The sequence below is a fragment of the Streptomyces chattanoogensis genome, assembly GCF_001294335.1.
Lineage (GTDB): Bacteria > Actinomycetota > Actinomycetes > Streptomycetales > Streptomycetaceae > Streptomyces > Streptomyces chattanoogensis.
The window spans coordinates 15544-30446 of the sequence record NZ_LGKG01000154.1 but is presented as its reverse complement, the minus strand read 5'-3'; the positions used below and the strand labels follow the sequence as shown (position 1 = coordinate 30446).

General features: G+C 71.7%; 15 protein-coding genes and 1 pseudogene. 9 read left to right on the top strand and 7 right to left on the bottom strand.

Going from position 1 to position 14903, the window contains the following annotated elements; all coding sequences use genetic code 11:
- Positions 1–61: 61 nt before the first annotated feature.
- Complete coding sequence (locus ADL29_RS27205) at positions 62–1054, bottom strand: zinc-dependent alcohol dehydrogenase (RefSeq protein ID WP_053926225.1); 993 nt, start codon at positions 1052–1054, stop codon at positions 62–64.
- Positions 1055–1293: 239 nt separating this feature from the next.
- Here ADL29_RS27205 and ADL29_RS27200 point away from each other — a divergent pair, with 239 nt between their 5' ends.
- Positions 1294–1971 carry a CDP-alcohol phosphatidyltransferase family protein gene (locus ADL29_RS27200; RefSeq protein ID WP_053926260.1) on the top strand — a complete coding sequence of 226 codons (678 nt, stop codon included), beginning with the start codon at positions 1294–1296 and terminating at the stop codon, positions 1969–1971.
- A 39-nt stretch (positions 1972–2010) separates the two neighbouring features.
- Here the strand turns inward: ADL29_RS27200 and ADL29_RS27195 are convergent, their stop codons facing one another.
- Positions 2011–2403 (bottom strand): hypothetical protein, encoded by a 393-nt coding sequence (locus ADL29_RS27195; RefSeq protein WP_053926224.1) that lies wholly within the window; start codon positions 2401–2403, stop codon positions 2011–2013.
- Positions 2404–2660: 257 nt separating this feature from the next.
- Positions 2661–2996 (bottom strand): annotated as a pseudogene (locus tag ADL29_RS42910) (ArsR/SmtB family transcription factor); the annotation flags it as partial.
- A 551-nt stretch (positions 2997–3547) separates the two neighbouring features.
- On the opposite strand from ADL29_RS42910, the gene ADL29_RS27185 reads away from it, so the two are divergent.
- A complete protein-coding gene (locus ADL29_RS27185; protein WP_053926223.1) occupies positions 3548–4690 on the top strand; it encodes a PP2C family protein-serine/threonine phosphatase in 1143 nt (380 codons plus the stop codon).
- Between the two features lie 171 nt (positions 4691–4861).
- Here the strand turns inward: ADL29_RS27185 and ADL29_RS27180 are convergent, their stop codons facing one another.
- Entirely contained in the window at positions 4862–5626 is a 765-nt protein-coding gene (locus ADL29_RS27180) for a prepilin peptidase (protein WP_053926222.1), read from the bottom strand.
- A 348-nt stretch (positions 5627–5974) separates the two neighbouring features.
- Here ADL29_RS27180 and ADL29_RS27175 point away from each other — a divergent pair, with 348 nt between their 5' ends.
- Complete coding sequence (locus ADL29_RS27175; RefSeq protein ID WP_053926221.1) at positions 5975–6604, top strand: hypothetical protein; 630 nt, start codon at positions 5975–5977, stop codon at positions 6602–6604.
- Between the two features lie 58 nt (positions 6605–6662).
- Here the strand turns inward: ADL29_RS27175 and ADL29_RS27170 are convergent, their stop codons facing one another.
- Positions 6663–7211 carry a GNAT family N-acetyltransferase gene (locus ADL29_RS27170; protein WP_053926220.1) on the bottom strand — a complete coding sequence of 183 codons (549 nt, stop codon included), beginning with the start codon at positions 7209–7211 and terminating at the stop codon, positions 6663–6665.
- Positions 7212–7514: 303 nt separating this feature from the next.
- Between ADL29_RS27170 and ADL29_RS27165 the strand changes: the two genes are divergently transcribed.
- Both ADL29_RS27165 and ADL29_RS27160 read left to right on the top strand, forming a co-directional pair.
- Positions 7515–7766 carry a hypothetical protein gene (locus ADL29_RS27165; protein ID WP_053926219.1) on the top strand — a complete coding sequence of 84 codons (252 nt, stop codon included), beginning with the start codon at positions 7515–7517 and terminating at the stop codon, positions 7764–7766.
- On the top strand, positions 7763–8161 hold the full coding sequence (locus tag ADL29_RS27160; protein ID WP_053926218.1) for a hypothetical protein: 399 nt from the start codon (positions 7763–7765) through the stop codon (positions 8159–8161). The genes ADL29_RS27165 and ADL29_RS27160 overlap by 4 nt, the downstream gene beginning before the upstream one ends.
- A 238-nt stretch (positions 8162–8399) precedes the next feature.
- Here ADL29_RS27160 and ADL29_RS27155 read toward each other — a convergent pair whose 3' ends face one another.
- A complete protein-coding gene (locus ADL29_RS27155) occupies positions 8400–9296 on the bottom strand; it encodes a siderophore-interacting protein (RefSeq protein WP_053926217.1) in 897 nt (298 codons plus the stop codon).
- Positions 9297–9363: 67 nt separating this feature from the next.
- Positions 9364–11733 (bottom strand): ATP-binding cassette domain-containing protein, encoded by a 2370-nt coding sequence (locus ADL29_RS27150; protein ID WP_169795265.1) that lies wholly within the window; start codon positions 11731–11733, stop codon positions 9364–9366.
- A gap of 74 nt (positions 11734–11807) precedes the next feature.
- Here ADL29_RS27150 and ADL29_RS27145 point away from each other — a divergent pair, with 74 nt between their 5' ends.
- The 4 genes from ADL29_RS27145 to ADL29_RS27130 all read left to right on the top strand — a co-directional run bounded on the left by ADL29_RS27145 (position 11808) and on the right by ADL29_RS27130 (position 14900).
- Entirely contained in the window at positions 11808–12605 is a 798-nt protein-coding gene (locus tag ADL29_RS27145; RefSeq protein WP_053926216.1) for a TetR/AcrR family transcriptional regulator, read from the top strand.
- A 183-nt stretch (positions 12606–12788) separates the two neighbouring features.
- Positions 12789–14156 carry an SGNH/GDSL hydrolase family protein gene (locus ADL29_RS27140; RefSeq protein WP_211274396.1) on the top strand — a complete coding sequence of 456 codons (1368 nt, stop codon included), beginning with the start codon at positions 12789–12791 and terminating at the stop codon, positions 14154–14156.
- Positions 14157–14164: 8 nt separating this feature from the next.
- Entirely contained in the window at positions 14165–14452 is a 288-nt protein-coding gene (locus ADL29_RS27135; RefSeq protein WP_053926214.1) for a hypothetical protein, read from the top strand.
- Positions 14412–14900, top strand: coding sequence for a glutathione peroxidase (locus ADL29_RS27130; protein WP_046929424.1), 489 nt, complete (start codon positions 14412–14414; stop codon positions 14898–14900). Before ADL29_RS27135 ends, ADL29_RS27130 begins: the two co-directional genes overlap by 41 nt.
- The last annotated feature ends 3 nt before the right edge of the window (positions 14901–14903 follow it).

The following is a 14903-nucleotide window of genomic DNA, read 5'->3' as shown; positions in this document are numbered from 1 at the left end:
GTGACGGAGTGGGGGTGGCGGGCTACGGGCGGGGAGGGACTGGCCCCGCGGTCCGGAGCGGCTACCCGAGGGCCGCCGCGTCCCCGTACCGGATGCGGTGGCACAGCGCCGGAAGCTCGCCCGAGGCGATCCGGGGCAGCACCTGCGGCAGGTCCTCGAAGGCGGATTCGCCGGTGATCAGCGCGTCGAAGGCGGGGTCGGCGAGCAGTTCGAGGGCGAGCGCGAGCCGGTCGGCGTGGGTGCGGCGGCCGCGCACGGTGGGGGAGACGGCGCCCACCTGGCTGCTGCGGACGGTCAGGCGGCGGGAGTGGAAGGCCTCTCCCAGGGGGAGGCTGACCGGCCGGTCGCCGTACCAGCTGAGCTCGATGACCGTGCCCTCCGGGGCGAGCAGTTCGAGCGAGCGGGCGAGCCCGGCCTCGGTGGCGCTGGCGTGGACGACGAGGTCGCAGTCGCCCAGCGCGTCCGCGGGCAGCGCGAAGGGGACGCCCAGCGCCCGGGCGGTTCCGGCCCGTTGGGGGTCGGCGTCGACCAGCTGCACCCGGACGGCGGGATAGCGGGCGAGCACGGCGGCGACGCCGCATCCGACCATCCCCGCGCCGACCACCGCGATCCGGTCCCCGACCAGCGGCGCCGCGTCCCAGAGGGCGTTCACCGCGGTCTCCACCGTCCCGGCCAGTACGGCCCGTCGGGCGGGGACGGTATCCGGTACGGGGATCACGGCGCTCGCCGGGACGACATAGCGGGTCTGATGCGGATGGAGGCAGAAGACCGTACGGCCGAGGAGCGCGGCGGGCCCCTCCTCCACGACGCCGACGCTGAGGTAGCCGTACTTGACCGGGCCGGGGAACTCGCCGTCCTGGAACGGCGCCCGCATCGCGCCGTACTGGCTCGCGGGCACCCCGCCGCGGAGGACCAGGCTCTCCGTCCCCCGGCTCACACCGGAGCACACCGCCCGCACCAGCACCTCGTCGTCGCGGGGCCGCGGCAGCGCGACCTCCCGGATCTCACCCCGGCCCGGCGAGCTGACCCAGAAGGCATGGGCGACGCGCGACATCGGAACCCTCCTGGACGCTGCGGCGTTGGTTCGTAAATGCTGGCGTCACACATGCTGGTGATCATGATGACGCCGTCACGATACGCGGCGGCCCTCGTCTCCGCCATACATCGCCCCAAGTCCTGGGAGGTCCGGTGACCGCACAAGACCTGTACGACATAAGGCCGTACGGCATCACGCCGTACGGCATCACGCCGTACGGCACGAGGTGGAGCGGCACAAGGCGGTACGACCGGGACATGACGGCCGGTATCGGCGCACAGCTGCTGGTGCTGGAGGTGCTGTGCCGGGCGGCCGGTCTGGGGACCGCGGGGTGGGTGACCGGCTCCACGTTCGCGGTGGTCACCTGGGCGCTGCTGGTCATGGCGCTGCGCCGGTCCTGGACGGGCCCGTTCGGCCCGGCCAACCGCGTCACGCTCGCCCGCACGGTCCTCGTCGGCGGGGTGACGGCCCTGGTGGCGGACTCCTTCGGCCACCGGGTGCCGGTCCCGGTGCTGGCCGCGCTGGCCACCGTGGCGCTGGTCCTGGACGCGGTCGACGGGCAGGTGGCGCGGCGTACGGGAACGGCGACAGCGCTGGGGGCCCGCTTCGACATGGAGGTCGACGCGTTCCTCATTCTGGTGCTGTCCGTCTATGTCGCGATGCCGCTGGGCTCCTGGGTGCTGGCCATCGGCCTCATGCGGTACGCGTTCGTCGCGGCGTCCTGGGTACTGCCGTGGCTGCGCGGCGCCTTGCCGCACAGCATGGCCCGCAAGACGGTGGCCGCGCTCCAGGGGATGGTCCTGGTGGTGGCCGGCGCCGGGATCATGCCGCGGTGGTGGGCGGGCATCGCCGTGGCGGTGGCGCTGGCGCTGCTGGTGTGGTCGTTCGGGCGGGATGTCGGATGGCTGTGGCGGACCCGGGGCTCCGCCGCGTGACGGCTCACCGGGCGGATGCGGCGCGGTGCGCCGCGGCCGCTAGGTCCCCGCGTGCCGCCCCAGATAGACCACCAGCGCCAGGAAGAGGATCAGCAGCTGGCTGACGAGGATGGCGAGCATCGCCCGTTGCCATACGCTGCGTTGGACCGTGTGGTGCGGGACATGGAGCGCGCCGGGCAGCCGCGCCAGCTGGCGGCCGGGGCGGACGGCGGTGGTCGAGCCGCGCCGGGAGCCGCAGCGCGGAGACGTCCGGTGGCGGGCGGCGAACTCCGGGCAGCCGCGGCCGTGTCCGCGTGCGGTCCTCAGCGGTCCCCGTCCGTGGTGGCCGCCGCGGCACGCGCGGGCGGCGCCCGGACCGGTGGCCGGCGGTATGCAGGTACGGGAGCGGACCGCCCGCCAGGGCGGCGGCCCTTTACGCCTCGCTGCGGCCATGCGCCATCACCCCTCGGGGCGGAGCACGTACATCACGAGCCCGCCCCCACACTGTCGGCCGCCGCTGCGCCTTCGGGCCGCGTCACGGCTTCGGTCCGTGCTCCCCCTTCGGTCCGTGCCCCGGCCCCGGCTCGCGCTCCGGCCTTGGTCCGCGCCCCCGCTTTCGTTCCTGCTCCGGCCTTCGCCCCCGCTCCGGCCTTGGTCCCTGCTCCCTCCGTGGTCCCCGCTCCCGCTCCGGTCCGTGCCACGGCGACGGGTTCGGCCGCCCGCAGCTCGGCAAGGAGCGCATCCCGGCCGGTGAGCACATCGGTCAGCACCCGGCGGGCGGCGCCCAGCAGCTCCGCGACATCGCCGCCGGCGAGCTCGTAGACGACGGTGGAGCCGCTGCGGGTGGCCGTCACGATGCCCGAGCGGCGCAGGACCGCCAGCTGCTGGGAGAGCGCGGACGGCTCCACCTCGATCGCGGTCAGCAGGCTGCGCACCGGCAGCGGCCCGTCCTGGAGCAGTTCCAGGACCCGGATACGGACCGGATGACCGAGCATCCGGAAGAATTCGGCCTTCGCCTGATAGAGGGGGACCCATGCACCGTTCATGGCGCTGCCCCTCGCACCCGTTGCCGTACCGACCCGGCGAAACCGCCCACGCATGCCCTCCGCGTCCAGGCCGACCGGCCGTCGCGTCATCTGTTGAATTGCGGAATTCTGCAACTGTAGACGACGAGGGCGGGCGGGCCCTATGGGTGGGACGGTCAAGAGTGCGTTCAAGGGCGACAAAGCGGCGCCGGGTACCTCGGCGAGGCGGGGGAACCGGCCCCGGCGGGTGCGATCGCGCCCTGCGAGCGAGCCGGAAGGGCCGCTCCGCTTCACCTGCCGCCCGCTGCTCGTGCATCTGGGGCAGTTGGTCCGCGTCGGCTCTCACGCCGGCAGAGCAGCCACGGGCGTGAACGCCGTCTCGCCGACCGCCGGCGCCCGCGTGGTCGCCGTGCCCGGCTGCCTCCACGACCAGGCGCCATGCCGGCCTGTGCAGCGACAGGGCACAGAGCGCTACGGCACGTACCCGTACGGCCGCTCCACGACTGGCAGCCGTAATCCGGCCCGGGGATGCTGGAGCGTGTGGTCCGGCACGACAGAGCGGGAGCGGCTACGTGAGGGCACCGAGCGCGGGGCGCACCACCGTCAGACGCTGGTGCCTGCGCCACCTGCAGCTGCTGCCCCTCGTCCTGCTCGTCACAGGTGCCCTCCTGGACTACAACACCTCTCCCCACTTCAGTGCGGAAGCCTTCTACACCGCCGCGCCGATGACGGCCGCCGCGCTGCTGTCGCTGCGCGCGACGATCCTGGCGGGCATCGGCGCCTGTGCCGCCGATGTCGCGCTGCTCATCCACTTCGGCTTCATGGACGACTCCGGTGGGCGGAGCGAGCTGGCGGCGGTCGCGACCGTCTCGGCCTTCGCCATCGTCGTCAACCGCCTCATGTACTACAGCAACGTCCGGCTGCAGTCCGCACGCAGAATCGCCCTGGCCGTGCAGCGCGCCGTACTGCCGCAGCTGCCGGCCTGTGTCGGGCCTCTGCGGATCGCCGTGCGCTATCAGGCCGCCGTGAAGGACGCACAGATCGGGGGTGACCTGTACGGCGCGCAGGACACGCCGTACGGCGTACGGTGCCTGGTCGGCGACGTTCGGGGCAAGGGCATGGGCGCGGTCAAGGTGGTGGCGGTGGCCATGGGGGTGTTCCGGGAGGCCGCCGAGGAGGAATCCACGCTCGTCGGGGTCGCGGCCAGACTGGAGCGGGCACTGCTACGGGAACGGGAGCGGCGGACGGGACCCGAGCGGACCGAGGGTTTCGTCACCGCCGTGCTCGTCGAGGTCCCGCACGGCGGTGACGAACTGCGGCTGGTCAACCGCGGCCATCCGGCGCCTCTGCTGCTGCATGCCGGCCAGGTGCGCAGGACGGAACCGTCCGAGCCGGCCCTCCCTCTGGGGCTGGCGGAGCTGGGCACCGGCCAGGAGCGGACCGACACGGTGCCCTTCCCCTCAGGGGCGACTCTCCTGCTGTACACCGATGGCCTGACCGAAGCGCGGAACCGCGCCGGGGACTTCTACGACCCCGCAGCCGGGCTGGCCGGACGCGACCTTCCCGGACCGGATGCGCTGCTCGACACCCTTCTCACAGAGGTCAGCCGCCATGCCGGTGGCCGCATCACCGATGACATGGCGCTGCTGGCCCTCACCCGGGGAGAGGGCGCACCCGGGAACGAGCGCAGCTTCGACGAACCGCCTCGGCACTGACCTCCGGCAGCGGACCGTTGCGGGCGGCGGGGAGGAGGGTGGGCTGGACCTGGGGCTGGGGGCCGGACCTGGAGCGGGATGGCCCAACTCGCCACCAGCACACGGCGACTTCGACGATGACGCCGGGGACTGTCGGAGGGGGGTGTGGCGAGAGCCGTCAGCAACTGGCACCTACAGCCCTCCGAACAGAACCCCTACCAGGGCGCCGAGCAGCATGAACGGGCCGAAAGCCATGGCTGACCTGCGGTTCGCGCGTCGCAGAACCAGCAGTGCCCCTGCGTACAGCGCCCCGCATCCGAACGCCAGCAAGGTGCCGAGCGCGAGGACGGGCCAGCCGTACCAGCCCAGAACCGCGCCGAGGGAGAGCGCCAGTTTGACGTCGCCGAGGCCCATTCCGGACGGGCTGATGAGGAACAGGACGAAATACACGGCCGTGAGCGCCAAGCTGCCGGCCACCGCGGTGGTCCAGCTCCCGTGACTGCCGGGCAGCAAAGCGGCCGCACCCAGCAGCCCCACCATGACGCCTGCCAGCGGAAGCGTCAGCACGTCCGGCAGCCGGTGCACCGTGAGATCGACGAGCGCCAGCAAGATCGCCGGCGGCGTCAGCACCAGCCACACCACCAGTTCCGGGCGCGCGCCGGTGGTGGCGGCGAGCGCCGCGCAGACCAGCGCGCCTACCACTGGTGCGGCCAGCCGCCCGGGGCCGTAGCGACAAGGGCCGCTGCCCGACGCCCCGCCATCAGCCGGCGGCGTGTTTCCGTCGCAACGGGCAAGCCCCAGCCAGCCGCCCGCCGGGCCTGCTATTTCATGCCCCCGGGGGCAGTGATCCCGGCGCGACTCCGCCGCCTCAACGGAAAGCCGGTATGCCGGCCGCGGCAGAAACAGACCGGCCAACCCGCCATAGGCGGCACCGAAGAAGATCAATACCAGATCCACGTCGGCACCCTAGCCGACGTCCGCCGGCACGCCACGCCCGTCCTACCCACACCGCTCGGTGCAGGGGCCGACTGCGGCGAGGCGTACGGTGCGCCGCCCGGGAGGACGGTGCCGCTGCGTGCCGTCGGGCCCCCCTCAATGCGACCTACCGGACGGACCGTAGCCCTTCGGGCTCCCGCGCATCGGCCCGGCGTACCGTCCCTGCGTCCGCCGTACGGGGGAGGCGCACCGGCCTGTGGTGCGATGTGGTGCTGCGGGCGCGGACGGCACCGTGGTGAGCGGCCGGGAACCTCCCGGCCGACGGACCCGATGGCGGTCCACTCGATGCCACTTCCTTGGGAGGAAGCAATGTTCCGCACCCGCGCCCGTGCCCGCGTTCGGCACCCTTTTCTCGTCGCCGCCACGGCACTGACCGTCGGTGCGGCGACTGCGCTGACCCTCGGCACCACGGGCGCGGCCACCGCGGCCGAGTCCGCTGCCGGAGCCCCCGCCGCGACCGGGGCGCATGCCGCCCGGCACACCGTCGACGAACCGCTGCTCAAGGGGTCGGCCAAGCTCAAGCGCCAGCCGGGCGACAATGTCCACTTCACCTTTGACGCCCATGGACTGGGTGACAAGGCACGCGGCACCTTCTACGTCAGCCACCACATCGGCAAGCAGTGGGGCGGCTACTTCAAGGGCCGTATCGACTGCCTGCTGACCGGCGGCCCGGTGGCCGTTGCCACCGGCATCGTGGAGGAGTCGCATTTCCAGGGCGCACCGGGCATGCCGGACGTCGGTGATCTGAAGGGCAAGCGATTCGGCTTCACCGTGCTGGACAACGGCAGGAAGGACCGGCTGGGCTACAGCTGGGCCCTCGACGGCCTGCCGGAGAAGAGCGTCGGCAAGTGCCTGGGCTCCGCCCCCATCGAGACCCTGGCGAAGGGCAACTACACGGTCCACCACTGGATGCCGCCGCGCACGCCCGCCAAGCACTGAGCAGGGATGTCTCGTACCCGATCGGTGGCCTGGTGGGTCCGCGCTGTCGAGTACGAGCTCAACCGGACGGCGTGACCGGGGACCACACGCCGAACCACTGCTCTGCGCCGTACTCCTCGAACCGCTGCACCTCGGTGAACCCCAGCTTCGCCGCGAGGCGCATCGAGCGGTCGTTGGCGGTCTGGGTGCAGAGCACCACCGGCTCGGTGGGTAGCGCGCCGGCGAACCAGTCGAGTGCCGCTGCGCACGCCTCGGCGGCGTAGCCGCATCCCCACGCCTCCGGCAGGAACATGTAGCCGAGTTCGGCCTCCCCGGCATCCGGACGGACGTGACCCGGACGCTCTGCGTCGCGCCGATCGAGTGTGATCATGCCGATCATCGCTCCGTCGAGATCGATCACGAAAAGTCCAGGGCGCTGCCCGGGGACCTCAGGCACCGCGCGCTCGAGCTCATCACGCGGTCGAGGGCCACCGGTGTAGGTGCCCACCTCCGGCGAGGCGAACAGCTCGATGAACGCCGCGCGGTCCCGAGCCTCGGGCTCGCGGAGCACGAGCCGCTCGGTCCTGATCGGGGCAGGCGGCCAGGCAACGGGGCCGAACGCAGTCATGCCGACCAACCCAACCAGCAGGCCCGGCAGCGATCAAGGCTCGGGAACCGGTCAACCCACCGGGCCGGGGCCCCTTGATGCCCTTCGCCCAGACCTGGGCCGGCAGCAGTAGGGGGCTGGGAGCCCGGACGTCCCCGGTCGAGCGGAGCCTCCTCCGAAGGCGTTGCCGCTTCTGCGTTCGTCGTGGTCGCCGGATCCGTCGGGCGGCCGGTCCGAGTCGGCTCTGCTCCCGGTCCTGAGCGGGAGGTTGGGTCCAAGAACTCCTAACGGAATGACTTCAGGTGTCTTTAGTAGGCTCCCGCCATGGCGCTCGGGTACTGGGAACGGCACCGCTTCGATGACCCGGCGGTGGCGGCCGACCGGGACGAACTGCTCAAGTCGGCGGACCAGGAACCGGACCCGTACGCCGCTTTTCTCAGGCTGCTGCGCTCCGGGCGGCGGGACGCGGTGTGCACGGCGCTGGAGTACTTCCACTACGAGGACCGGCAAGCCCGATGGGGTTTTGGCAACCCTCTGGATGAGTACGCCTCGGAGGTGCTGGACCGCGCCCGGTGATCATCGCCGCGCTGCGCGCCGTGGACGGCGACGTTGTCGACGATGGCGCCATGTCCGCTGCCGGGCAGTGCCTCTGCGCCTGCGATGTCCCTGAGGACCCCGAACTTGTGGCCCAGCTCGGCGTGATGGCCCTGGACGAGGACCGCCCTCTGCGAGTCCGTGCGGCGTGCGCAAGGGCGCCGGCCTCGGCGGAGTCTGACCAGGCCGCCGAACTCGCGGTACGGCTGACCGGCCTCGCGGAACTTGAGCTCCAGCTGGCCGGCGCCCTTGTCCTCACCGCCCATCTCGACACGCATCGCCCCCTCCTTGAACGCCTGGTGGCTACCTGGCCCCCCAACACCCTTGGGGCGAACGACATCCGCGATGCCTTGGAGGAGGACGAGGATGACGTGTGACGGGCTCATGGAACTCCCGACGAAATGATCTTCGAGGTGGTTGGATCACTCCAGGATTGGTGATCTGGGGGTGCGGGGTGGCGCGGCCGAAGCCGTGGGAAGTCCATGACGAGCTGTGGGTGGTGATCGAGCCGCTGCTGCCCAAGGTTGAGCGACGCGACGACATCCACGAAGCCTTCCTCACTCTGGGATGCGCACTCATCTGCTGGCGACGCCTGAAGTCATTCCGTTAGGAGTTCTAAGGCCGGGTTTCGGCCTGGGCCGCCGCCATCCTCTCCTGTGCCTCGGCCAGGTCCTCCTCCGTAGGTGCGTCGTCCTGGGTGAGCTTGCAGCGCCAGTAGCCGGTGAAGTCGACGGCCGTTTTGGCCAGGCCCCGCTCCTCGACGAGATGGCGCCGCAGGGCGCGTACGGCGCCTGCCTCACCGGCCAGCCAGGCGAAGACCGGGCCGGCGGGGAATGCGGCATCGCGTACGGCGCTCAGCAGCGCATCGCTGTGCCCGGGCGGGGCGCCGTTGCGATGGACCCAGTGGACGGTGAGGTCGGCCCGCGTCACGAAGGGCTGTTCCTCCGCGGCGTCGGCCACCTCGATGTATGCCACCGCGCGGGCGCCTGCCGGCAGCGCTTCCACCAGTGAGCCGATGGCCGGCAGCGCCGTTTCGTCGCCGGCCAGCAGCAGCCGGTCGGCGCCGTCGAGCGGCAGCGGTCTGGCGTATACCGCCGATGGGCCGTAGCGGGCGAGGGTGTCGCCCACCTGGGCGTTGGCCGCCCATCGGGTGGCCGGTCCGGCGGTCGCGGCGTCCTCCGGCGTGGCCGCCGCGCCGTGCAGCACGAAGTCGACGGCTATCCGGTGCCGTTCGGCGTCGTAGGACCGCACCGTATAGCTGCGCATCCAGGGCCGTTCGTGCTCCGGGATGGTGAGGAAGGCCTGGTACCAGCGCATCGCATCGCCGTCTGCCCCCTCCTTGGGAAGGCGGGGTCCGGTCTGGCCCGGCTTGGGGAAGAGGAGTTTGAGCTGCTGGTCGGGCCAGGTGGGAAAGTCGTCGAGGCCGTCTCCGGCGAAGGTGACCCGGACCATGCGCGGGGTGATCCGCCGGACGTCGGTGACCTGGATGAGTGCGACGGGCACGTCCGTCATCAGATGCTCCATGGGGGTGGCGAGGGGGCGTCGTCGGTGTGCTGAAGAAGAAGACGGCAGACGGTCTTCAGGCGGCGGGGGGTTCGGATGGCCGGAGGTATGCCCTCAGGTGACGGGCCGTCAGGGAGTCGCCGTGGGCCACGAGGTCGGCCGGGGTGCCGGTGAACACCACCCGGCCGCCGTCGTGACCGGCGCCGGGGCCGAGGTCTATCAGCCAGTCGGCGTGCGCCATCACCGCCTGGTGGTGCTCGATGACGATGACGGAGTTGCCGTCGTCGACCAGCCGGTCGAGGAGGCCCAGGAGCTGGTCCACATCGGCGAGATGGAGGCCGGTGGTCGGCTCGTCCAGGACATAGACGGCGGCTTTTTCCGCCATGTGGATGGCGAGTTTGAGGCGCTGGCGCTCTCCTCCGGAGAGGGTGGTGAGCGGCTGGCCGAGGCCGAGGTAGCCCAGGCCGACATCGCTCAGGCGGTCGAGGACGGCCCGGGCCTGCCCGGTCGGGAAGAACTCGCGGCCCTCGGCCACGGACATGGCCAGGACCTCGCTGATGTTCTTGCCGCGCAGGGTGTAGGTGAGCACCTTCGGGGTGAACCGCCTGCCCTCGCACTCCTCGCAGACCGAGGCCACGCCGGCCATCATCGCGAGGTCGGTGTAGACCAGCCCGATGCCCTTGCAGTGCGGGCAGGCCCCCTCCGAATTGGCGCTGAACAGCGCGGCCTTGACGCCGTTGGCCTTGGCGAAGGCCGTGCGGACCGGGGCGAGCAGACCGGTGTAGGTGGCGGGATTGCTGCGCCGGGAGCCGCGGATGGGTGACTGGTCGGCGACGATCACGCCGTCCCGCCGGGGCAGCGAGCCATGGATGAGGGAGCTCTTGCCCGATCCCGCGACTCCGGTGACGACGGTCAGCACCCCGAGCGGGATGTCGACGCTGACGTCCCGGAGATTGTGCTGGTTCGCTCCCGTGACGGAGAGCTTTCCGCTGGGGCGCCGGACCGGCTCGCGCAGCCGGGCGCGGTGGTCGAGATGACGGCCCGTCAGGGTGCCGGAGCGGCGCAGCCCGGCGACATCGCCGGTGAAGCAGATCCGGCCGCCGGCGGATCCGGCGCCGGGGCCGAGGTCGACGACATGGTCGGCGATGCCGATGGTCTCGGGTTTGTGCTCGACGACCAGGACGGTGTTGCCCTTGTCGCGCAGCCGGAGCAGGAGGTCGTTCATCCGCTGGATGTCGTGCGGATGGAGGCCGACGGTCGGCTCGTCGAAGACATAGGTGACATCGGTCAGGCTGGAGCCGAGATGGCGGACCATCTTCACCCGCTGGGCCTCGCCGCCGGAGAGGGTGCCGGATTCGCGGTCCAGGCTGAGATAGCCCAGTCCGATCTCGACCAGCGAATCGAGGGTGTGGGAGAGGGTGTTGCGGAGCGGGGCCACTGAAGGGTCGTCGATGCTCCGTACGAAGGCGGCCAGGTCGCTGATCTGCAGGGCGGAGCATTCGGCGATGTTGCGGCCGGCGATTCGGGAGCCGAGGGCGGCGGGGTTGAGCCGGGTGCCGCCGCAGTCGCCGCAGTCGGTGAAGGTCACCGCGCGGTCGACGAAGGCCCGGATGTGGGGCTGCATGGATTCGCGGTCCTTGGCGAGATACAGCCGCTGCACCTTCACCAGGAGGCCTTCGCAGGTGATGTTGTACGAGCCCTGCCGGGTCTTGGTGGCGGGCTTGTGCAGGAACTCGTCCCACTTCTCGGGGGCGTAGTCCTTGAGCTTGACGTCGGGGTCGAAGAATCCGGAGTGGGCGAGAGTCCCCCAGTGGAACGAGCCGACGGCGAAGCCTGGTGCGGTGATGGCGCCTTCGTTGAGGGAGAGTCCGGTGTCCACCAGCTCGTCGACGTCGATCGCCGAGACCCGCCCCAGGCCCTCGCAGGCCGGGCACATCCCCTCGGCGCTGTTGAAGCTGAAGGCGCTCGAGGTGCCGATGTGCGGGGTGCCGAGGCGGCTGAAGATGATGCGCAGCATGGTGTGGGCATCGGTCGCGGTGCCGACCGTGGAGCGGGAGTTGGCGCCCAGCCGTTCCTGGTCGACGACGATCGCGGCGCTCAGATTGCGCAGCGCGTCGACATCGGGCCGTCCCCGGCTCGGCATGAAGGACTGGATGAAGGCCGTGTAGGTCTCGTTGATCAGCCGCTGCGACTCGGCCGCGACCGTGCCGAAGACCAGGGAGGACTTCCCCGATCCGGAGACGCCGGTGAAGACCGTGAGGCGGCGCTTGGGGATGTCGAGGGAGACGTCCGCGAGGTTGTTCTCCCGCGCGCCGCGGACCTCGATGACGTCATGACTGTCGGCGGCGGAGCGGATGAGCCGCCCGTCCGGCCCCTCGCCGGATCCCTCGTCCGCCGCTCCCTGCACCCCTGCGTCCGCTCCCCCGGTGGACCCCTGGAACCGCATCCCCGCCCCCTGATATCTTTACGCCGTAAAGAGTTCTCTCGACGAGATTACTTTATGCCGTAAGGAGTTCGCAAGTGGTTCTCTTCGCCGGGCAGGGCGACGCCCGCCGTTCGATGTCCCTGCTGTGGCGCGCCAAGGTTCCGGCCGGCAAGCGGTCGGCGCCGGGCCCCAAGCCGGCGCTGAGCGTGGACGCGATCGTGGACGCCGGAATCGCGCTCGCGGACGCCGAGGGCCTGGCCGCACTGTCCATGCGCGCGGTCGGCGAGCGCCTGGGGCGGACGGCGATGGCGCTGTACACCTACGTCCCCGGCAAGAGCGAGCTGGTGGACCTGATGTACGACCGGGCACTCGCCGAACTGCCCACCGACTACGACCTCGCACCCGGCTGGCGGTCCGCCGTGACGTCCTGGGCCGAGGACACCTGGGAGTTCTATCTGCGCCATCCCTGGGTGCTCCAGGTCTCCCAGGCCCGCCCGGTGCTGGGGCCGAACGAATATGTCGCGCTGGAGACGCTGGTGCGGCTGCTGTACGCCACCGAGCTGGAGTCCGCGGTGCTGCGCCGCATCGTCGGTGCCCTGTTCCATTTCGTCCGCGGCGCCGCGCAAACCGTCACCGAATCGCGGCTGGCCGCGGCGGCGACCGGCGTCTCCGACGAGGAGTGGTGGCAGTCCCGCTCCGCCGTGCTCGGTGAGGTCGCCCCCGATTTCCAGGACCGCTTCCCGCTCCTGGTCCGGCTCGAGACCGAGGGCGCCGCACCGCACACCGGCGGTGCGGAGCCGTACCTGGAGCGCGAGGCGAGGACCACCTTCGAGGTCGGTCTGGCCGTCATCCTGGACGGAATCGTGGCCACCATGGAGAAAGCCTCTCCCTGACGCCTCCGTGACACCGCTCCGGCGCCGCGCGGGGCCGCCCATCCCGTTCCGCTACCGGCCACCCGGGTGCCGCCAGAAGGGCGAGAACGGCGTGTACGAAGCCGACCGGGACCGCGGCAGCGGTGTCGTCCGTGGATCATGACCGAGCGCTGACGGTGCGGTGACGGACGACAGGAGGCACCCGTGCGTGGACGACCCTTGCCCCGCAGATCCCTCCTGGCCGGCGGGGCGTCGCTCGGCTTCCTGCGGGCGGCCCCGGCGTTCGCGGCGGCGGATCCGGCGGCCCCCACGGCCGGAGCCCGCCACTGGGTCGGCGGCTGGGCCGCGGCCCTCACCCCGCCCGCCCGCAGGGGCCGGTCCGTCCACGGATTCGCCCGCCGCACCCTCCGCCTGGTGGTGCATCTCTCGGTCGGCGGCGACCGGATCCGGCTGCGCCTGTCCAACCTGTACGGCACCCGGCCGCTGGACCTGGGCGCGGTGACGGTCGCGCGGCGCGGCAAGGGGGCGGCCACCGAGCCGGGAACCGGGCGCAGGGTGACGTTCGCCGGGCGGCGGTCGGCCACCGTTCCCGTGGGCGCGGAGGTCGTCAGCGATCCCGTACACCTGACCGTCCACGCCGACGGCGACCTGGTGGTGAGCATCCATCTGCCGACCGCGACCGGGCCCACCACCTGGCACGGCGGGGCGAAGCAGACCAGTTACCTCTCCACACGGGGCGACCACACCGCCGACGAGAGCGGCTCGGCCTTCCACCGGCGGCTCCTGTCGTGGTTCTTCCTGGAGGGTGTGGACGTCGCCACGACGGACGCGGACCGTACGGTGGTGGCCTTCGGCGACTCGCTCACCGAGGGCGGCGCCATTCCCGACAACGTCAATCTGCGCTGGCCGGACGTGCTGGCCCGGAGGCTGGCGCGCGCCGGGCGGCGCGGCCCCGGCCTGTCCGTCGTCAATACGGGCATCGGCGGCAACCGGCTGCTGAGCGACGTCGGGACCGGTGCCGACGGGCGGATCCATCTCGGGGTCAACGCCCAGGCCCGGTTCGCCCGTGATGTGCTGCAGCAGACCGCGGTGTCCGACGCGATCGTGCTCATCGGGACCAACGACCTGGGGGCGGGCGCCGGCGTGCACCGGGGCGCCCGGCTGACGTCCGGCCAGGTGATCGCGGGGCTGGCCGCGCTGGCCCACCGCGCACACGCCGCCAGGATCGCACTGCACGCGGGCACCATCATCCCCAACGCCCTGCTGCACCCGGCGAGGGAACGGATGCGGGCGCACGTCAACCACTGGATCCGCAGCGGTGGCGCCTTCGACAGCGTCGTCGACTTCGATGCGGCGCTGCGCGACCCGGAGGCGCCCCGGCAGCTGCGGCCCCGCTACGACAGCGGCGACGGGGTGCACCCGAACACCGCCGGGATGCACGCCATGGCACAGGCGGTGGACCTGTCGGTGCTGGGCCGCGCGGGAACGTATCTTCTGCCCGTCACCGGCTCAGGCGCATCTGACGGCCGTCGGGCGCCGGCACCGCAACCAGGGCAGCACTCGCCAGGTTGAGTCCGGACATGGACGTCAAAAAGACCACCGGTCATGTTTTCCAGCGCCTCTCCCTCTCGCCCCCGTATGCCCGCCGGCCCCCCGAGGAGCCGACGCCGATCTTCGACCAGCTGCTCAGGGAGTGGCGTGCGGGGGCGCTGCGGCCGGTGGTCTCATGGCCGGTGGACGATGCCGGGAAGACCAGGACGGGCACCGGTGTTGGCACCGACGAAGGCCGTCTCTATCCGCGCAACCGCATCATCGAGGAGCATGACCGTGAGCCTGTACGACATTCCGCTGCGCACCCTGACCGGTGAGCCCGCCTCGCTCGCCGACTACCGCGGCCGCGCGCTGCTGGTGGTCAATGTGGCGTCCAAGTGCGGGCTGACCCCGCAGTACTCGGGCCTGGAGCGGCTCCAGGAGCGCTATGCCGACCGCGGCTTCAGTGTGCTGGGCTTCCCCAGCAACCAGTTCGCGGGCCAGGAGCCGGGCAGCGCCGAGGAGATCGCCGCGTTCTGCTCGACGACCTACGGGGTCAGCTTCCCGCTGTTCGAGAAGACCGAGGTCAACGGGGAGGACCGGCATCCGCTGTACGCCGAGCTGACCGGCACCCAGGACGCCGAGGGTGCGGCCGGCGACGTCCAGTGGAACTTCGAGAAGTTCCTGATCGATCATCAGGGCAAGGTCGTGGGCCGCTTCCGGCCGCGTACCGAGCCGGAGGCCGACGAGCTGGTCGCGGCCATCGAGGCGGCCCTGCCGGCCTGATCC

Excerpts from the sequence above, each read along its gene's own strand:
- ADL29_RS27205 (WP_053926225.1), bottom strand. The coding sequence starts at position 1,054 with ATGTCGCGCGTCGCCCATGCCTTCTGGGTCAGCTCGCCGGGCCGGGGT.
- ADL29_RS27200 (WP_053926260.1), top strand. The coding sequence starts at position 1,294 with ATGACGGCCGGTATCGGCGCACAGCTGCTGGTGCTGGAGGTGCTGTGC.
- ADL29_RS27195 (WP_053926224.1), bottom strand. The coding sequence starts at position 2,403 with ATGGCCGCAGCGAGGCGTAAAGGGCCGCCGCCCTGGCGGGCGGTCCGC.
- ADL29_RS27175 (WP_053926221.1), top strand. The coding sequence starts at position 5,975 with ATGTTCCGCACCCGCGCCCGTGCCCGCGTTCGGCACCCTTTTCTCGTC.
- ADL29_RS27170 (WP_053926220.1), bottom strand. The coding sequence starts at position 7,211 with ATGACTGCGTTCGGCCCCGTTGCCTGGCCGCCTGCCCCGATCAGGACC.
- ADL29_RS27165 (WP_053926219.1), top strand. The coding sequence starts at position 7,515 with ATGGCGCTCGGGTACTGGGAACGGCACCGCTTCGATGACCCGGCGGTG.
- ADL29_RS27155 (WP_053926217.1), bottom strand. The coding sequence starts at position 9,296 with ATGACGGACGTGCCCGTCGCACTCATCCAGGTCACCGACGTCCGGCGG.
- ADL29_RS27150 (WP_169795265.1), bottom strand. The coding sequence starts at position 11,733 with ATGCGGTTCCAGGGGTCCACCGGGGGAGCGGACGCAGGGGTGCAGGGA.
- ADL29_RS27135 (WP_053926214.1), top strand. The coding sequence starts at position 14,165 with ATGGACGTCAAAAAGACCACCGGTCATGTTTTCCAGCGCCTCTCCCTC.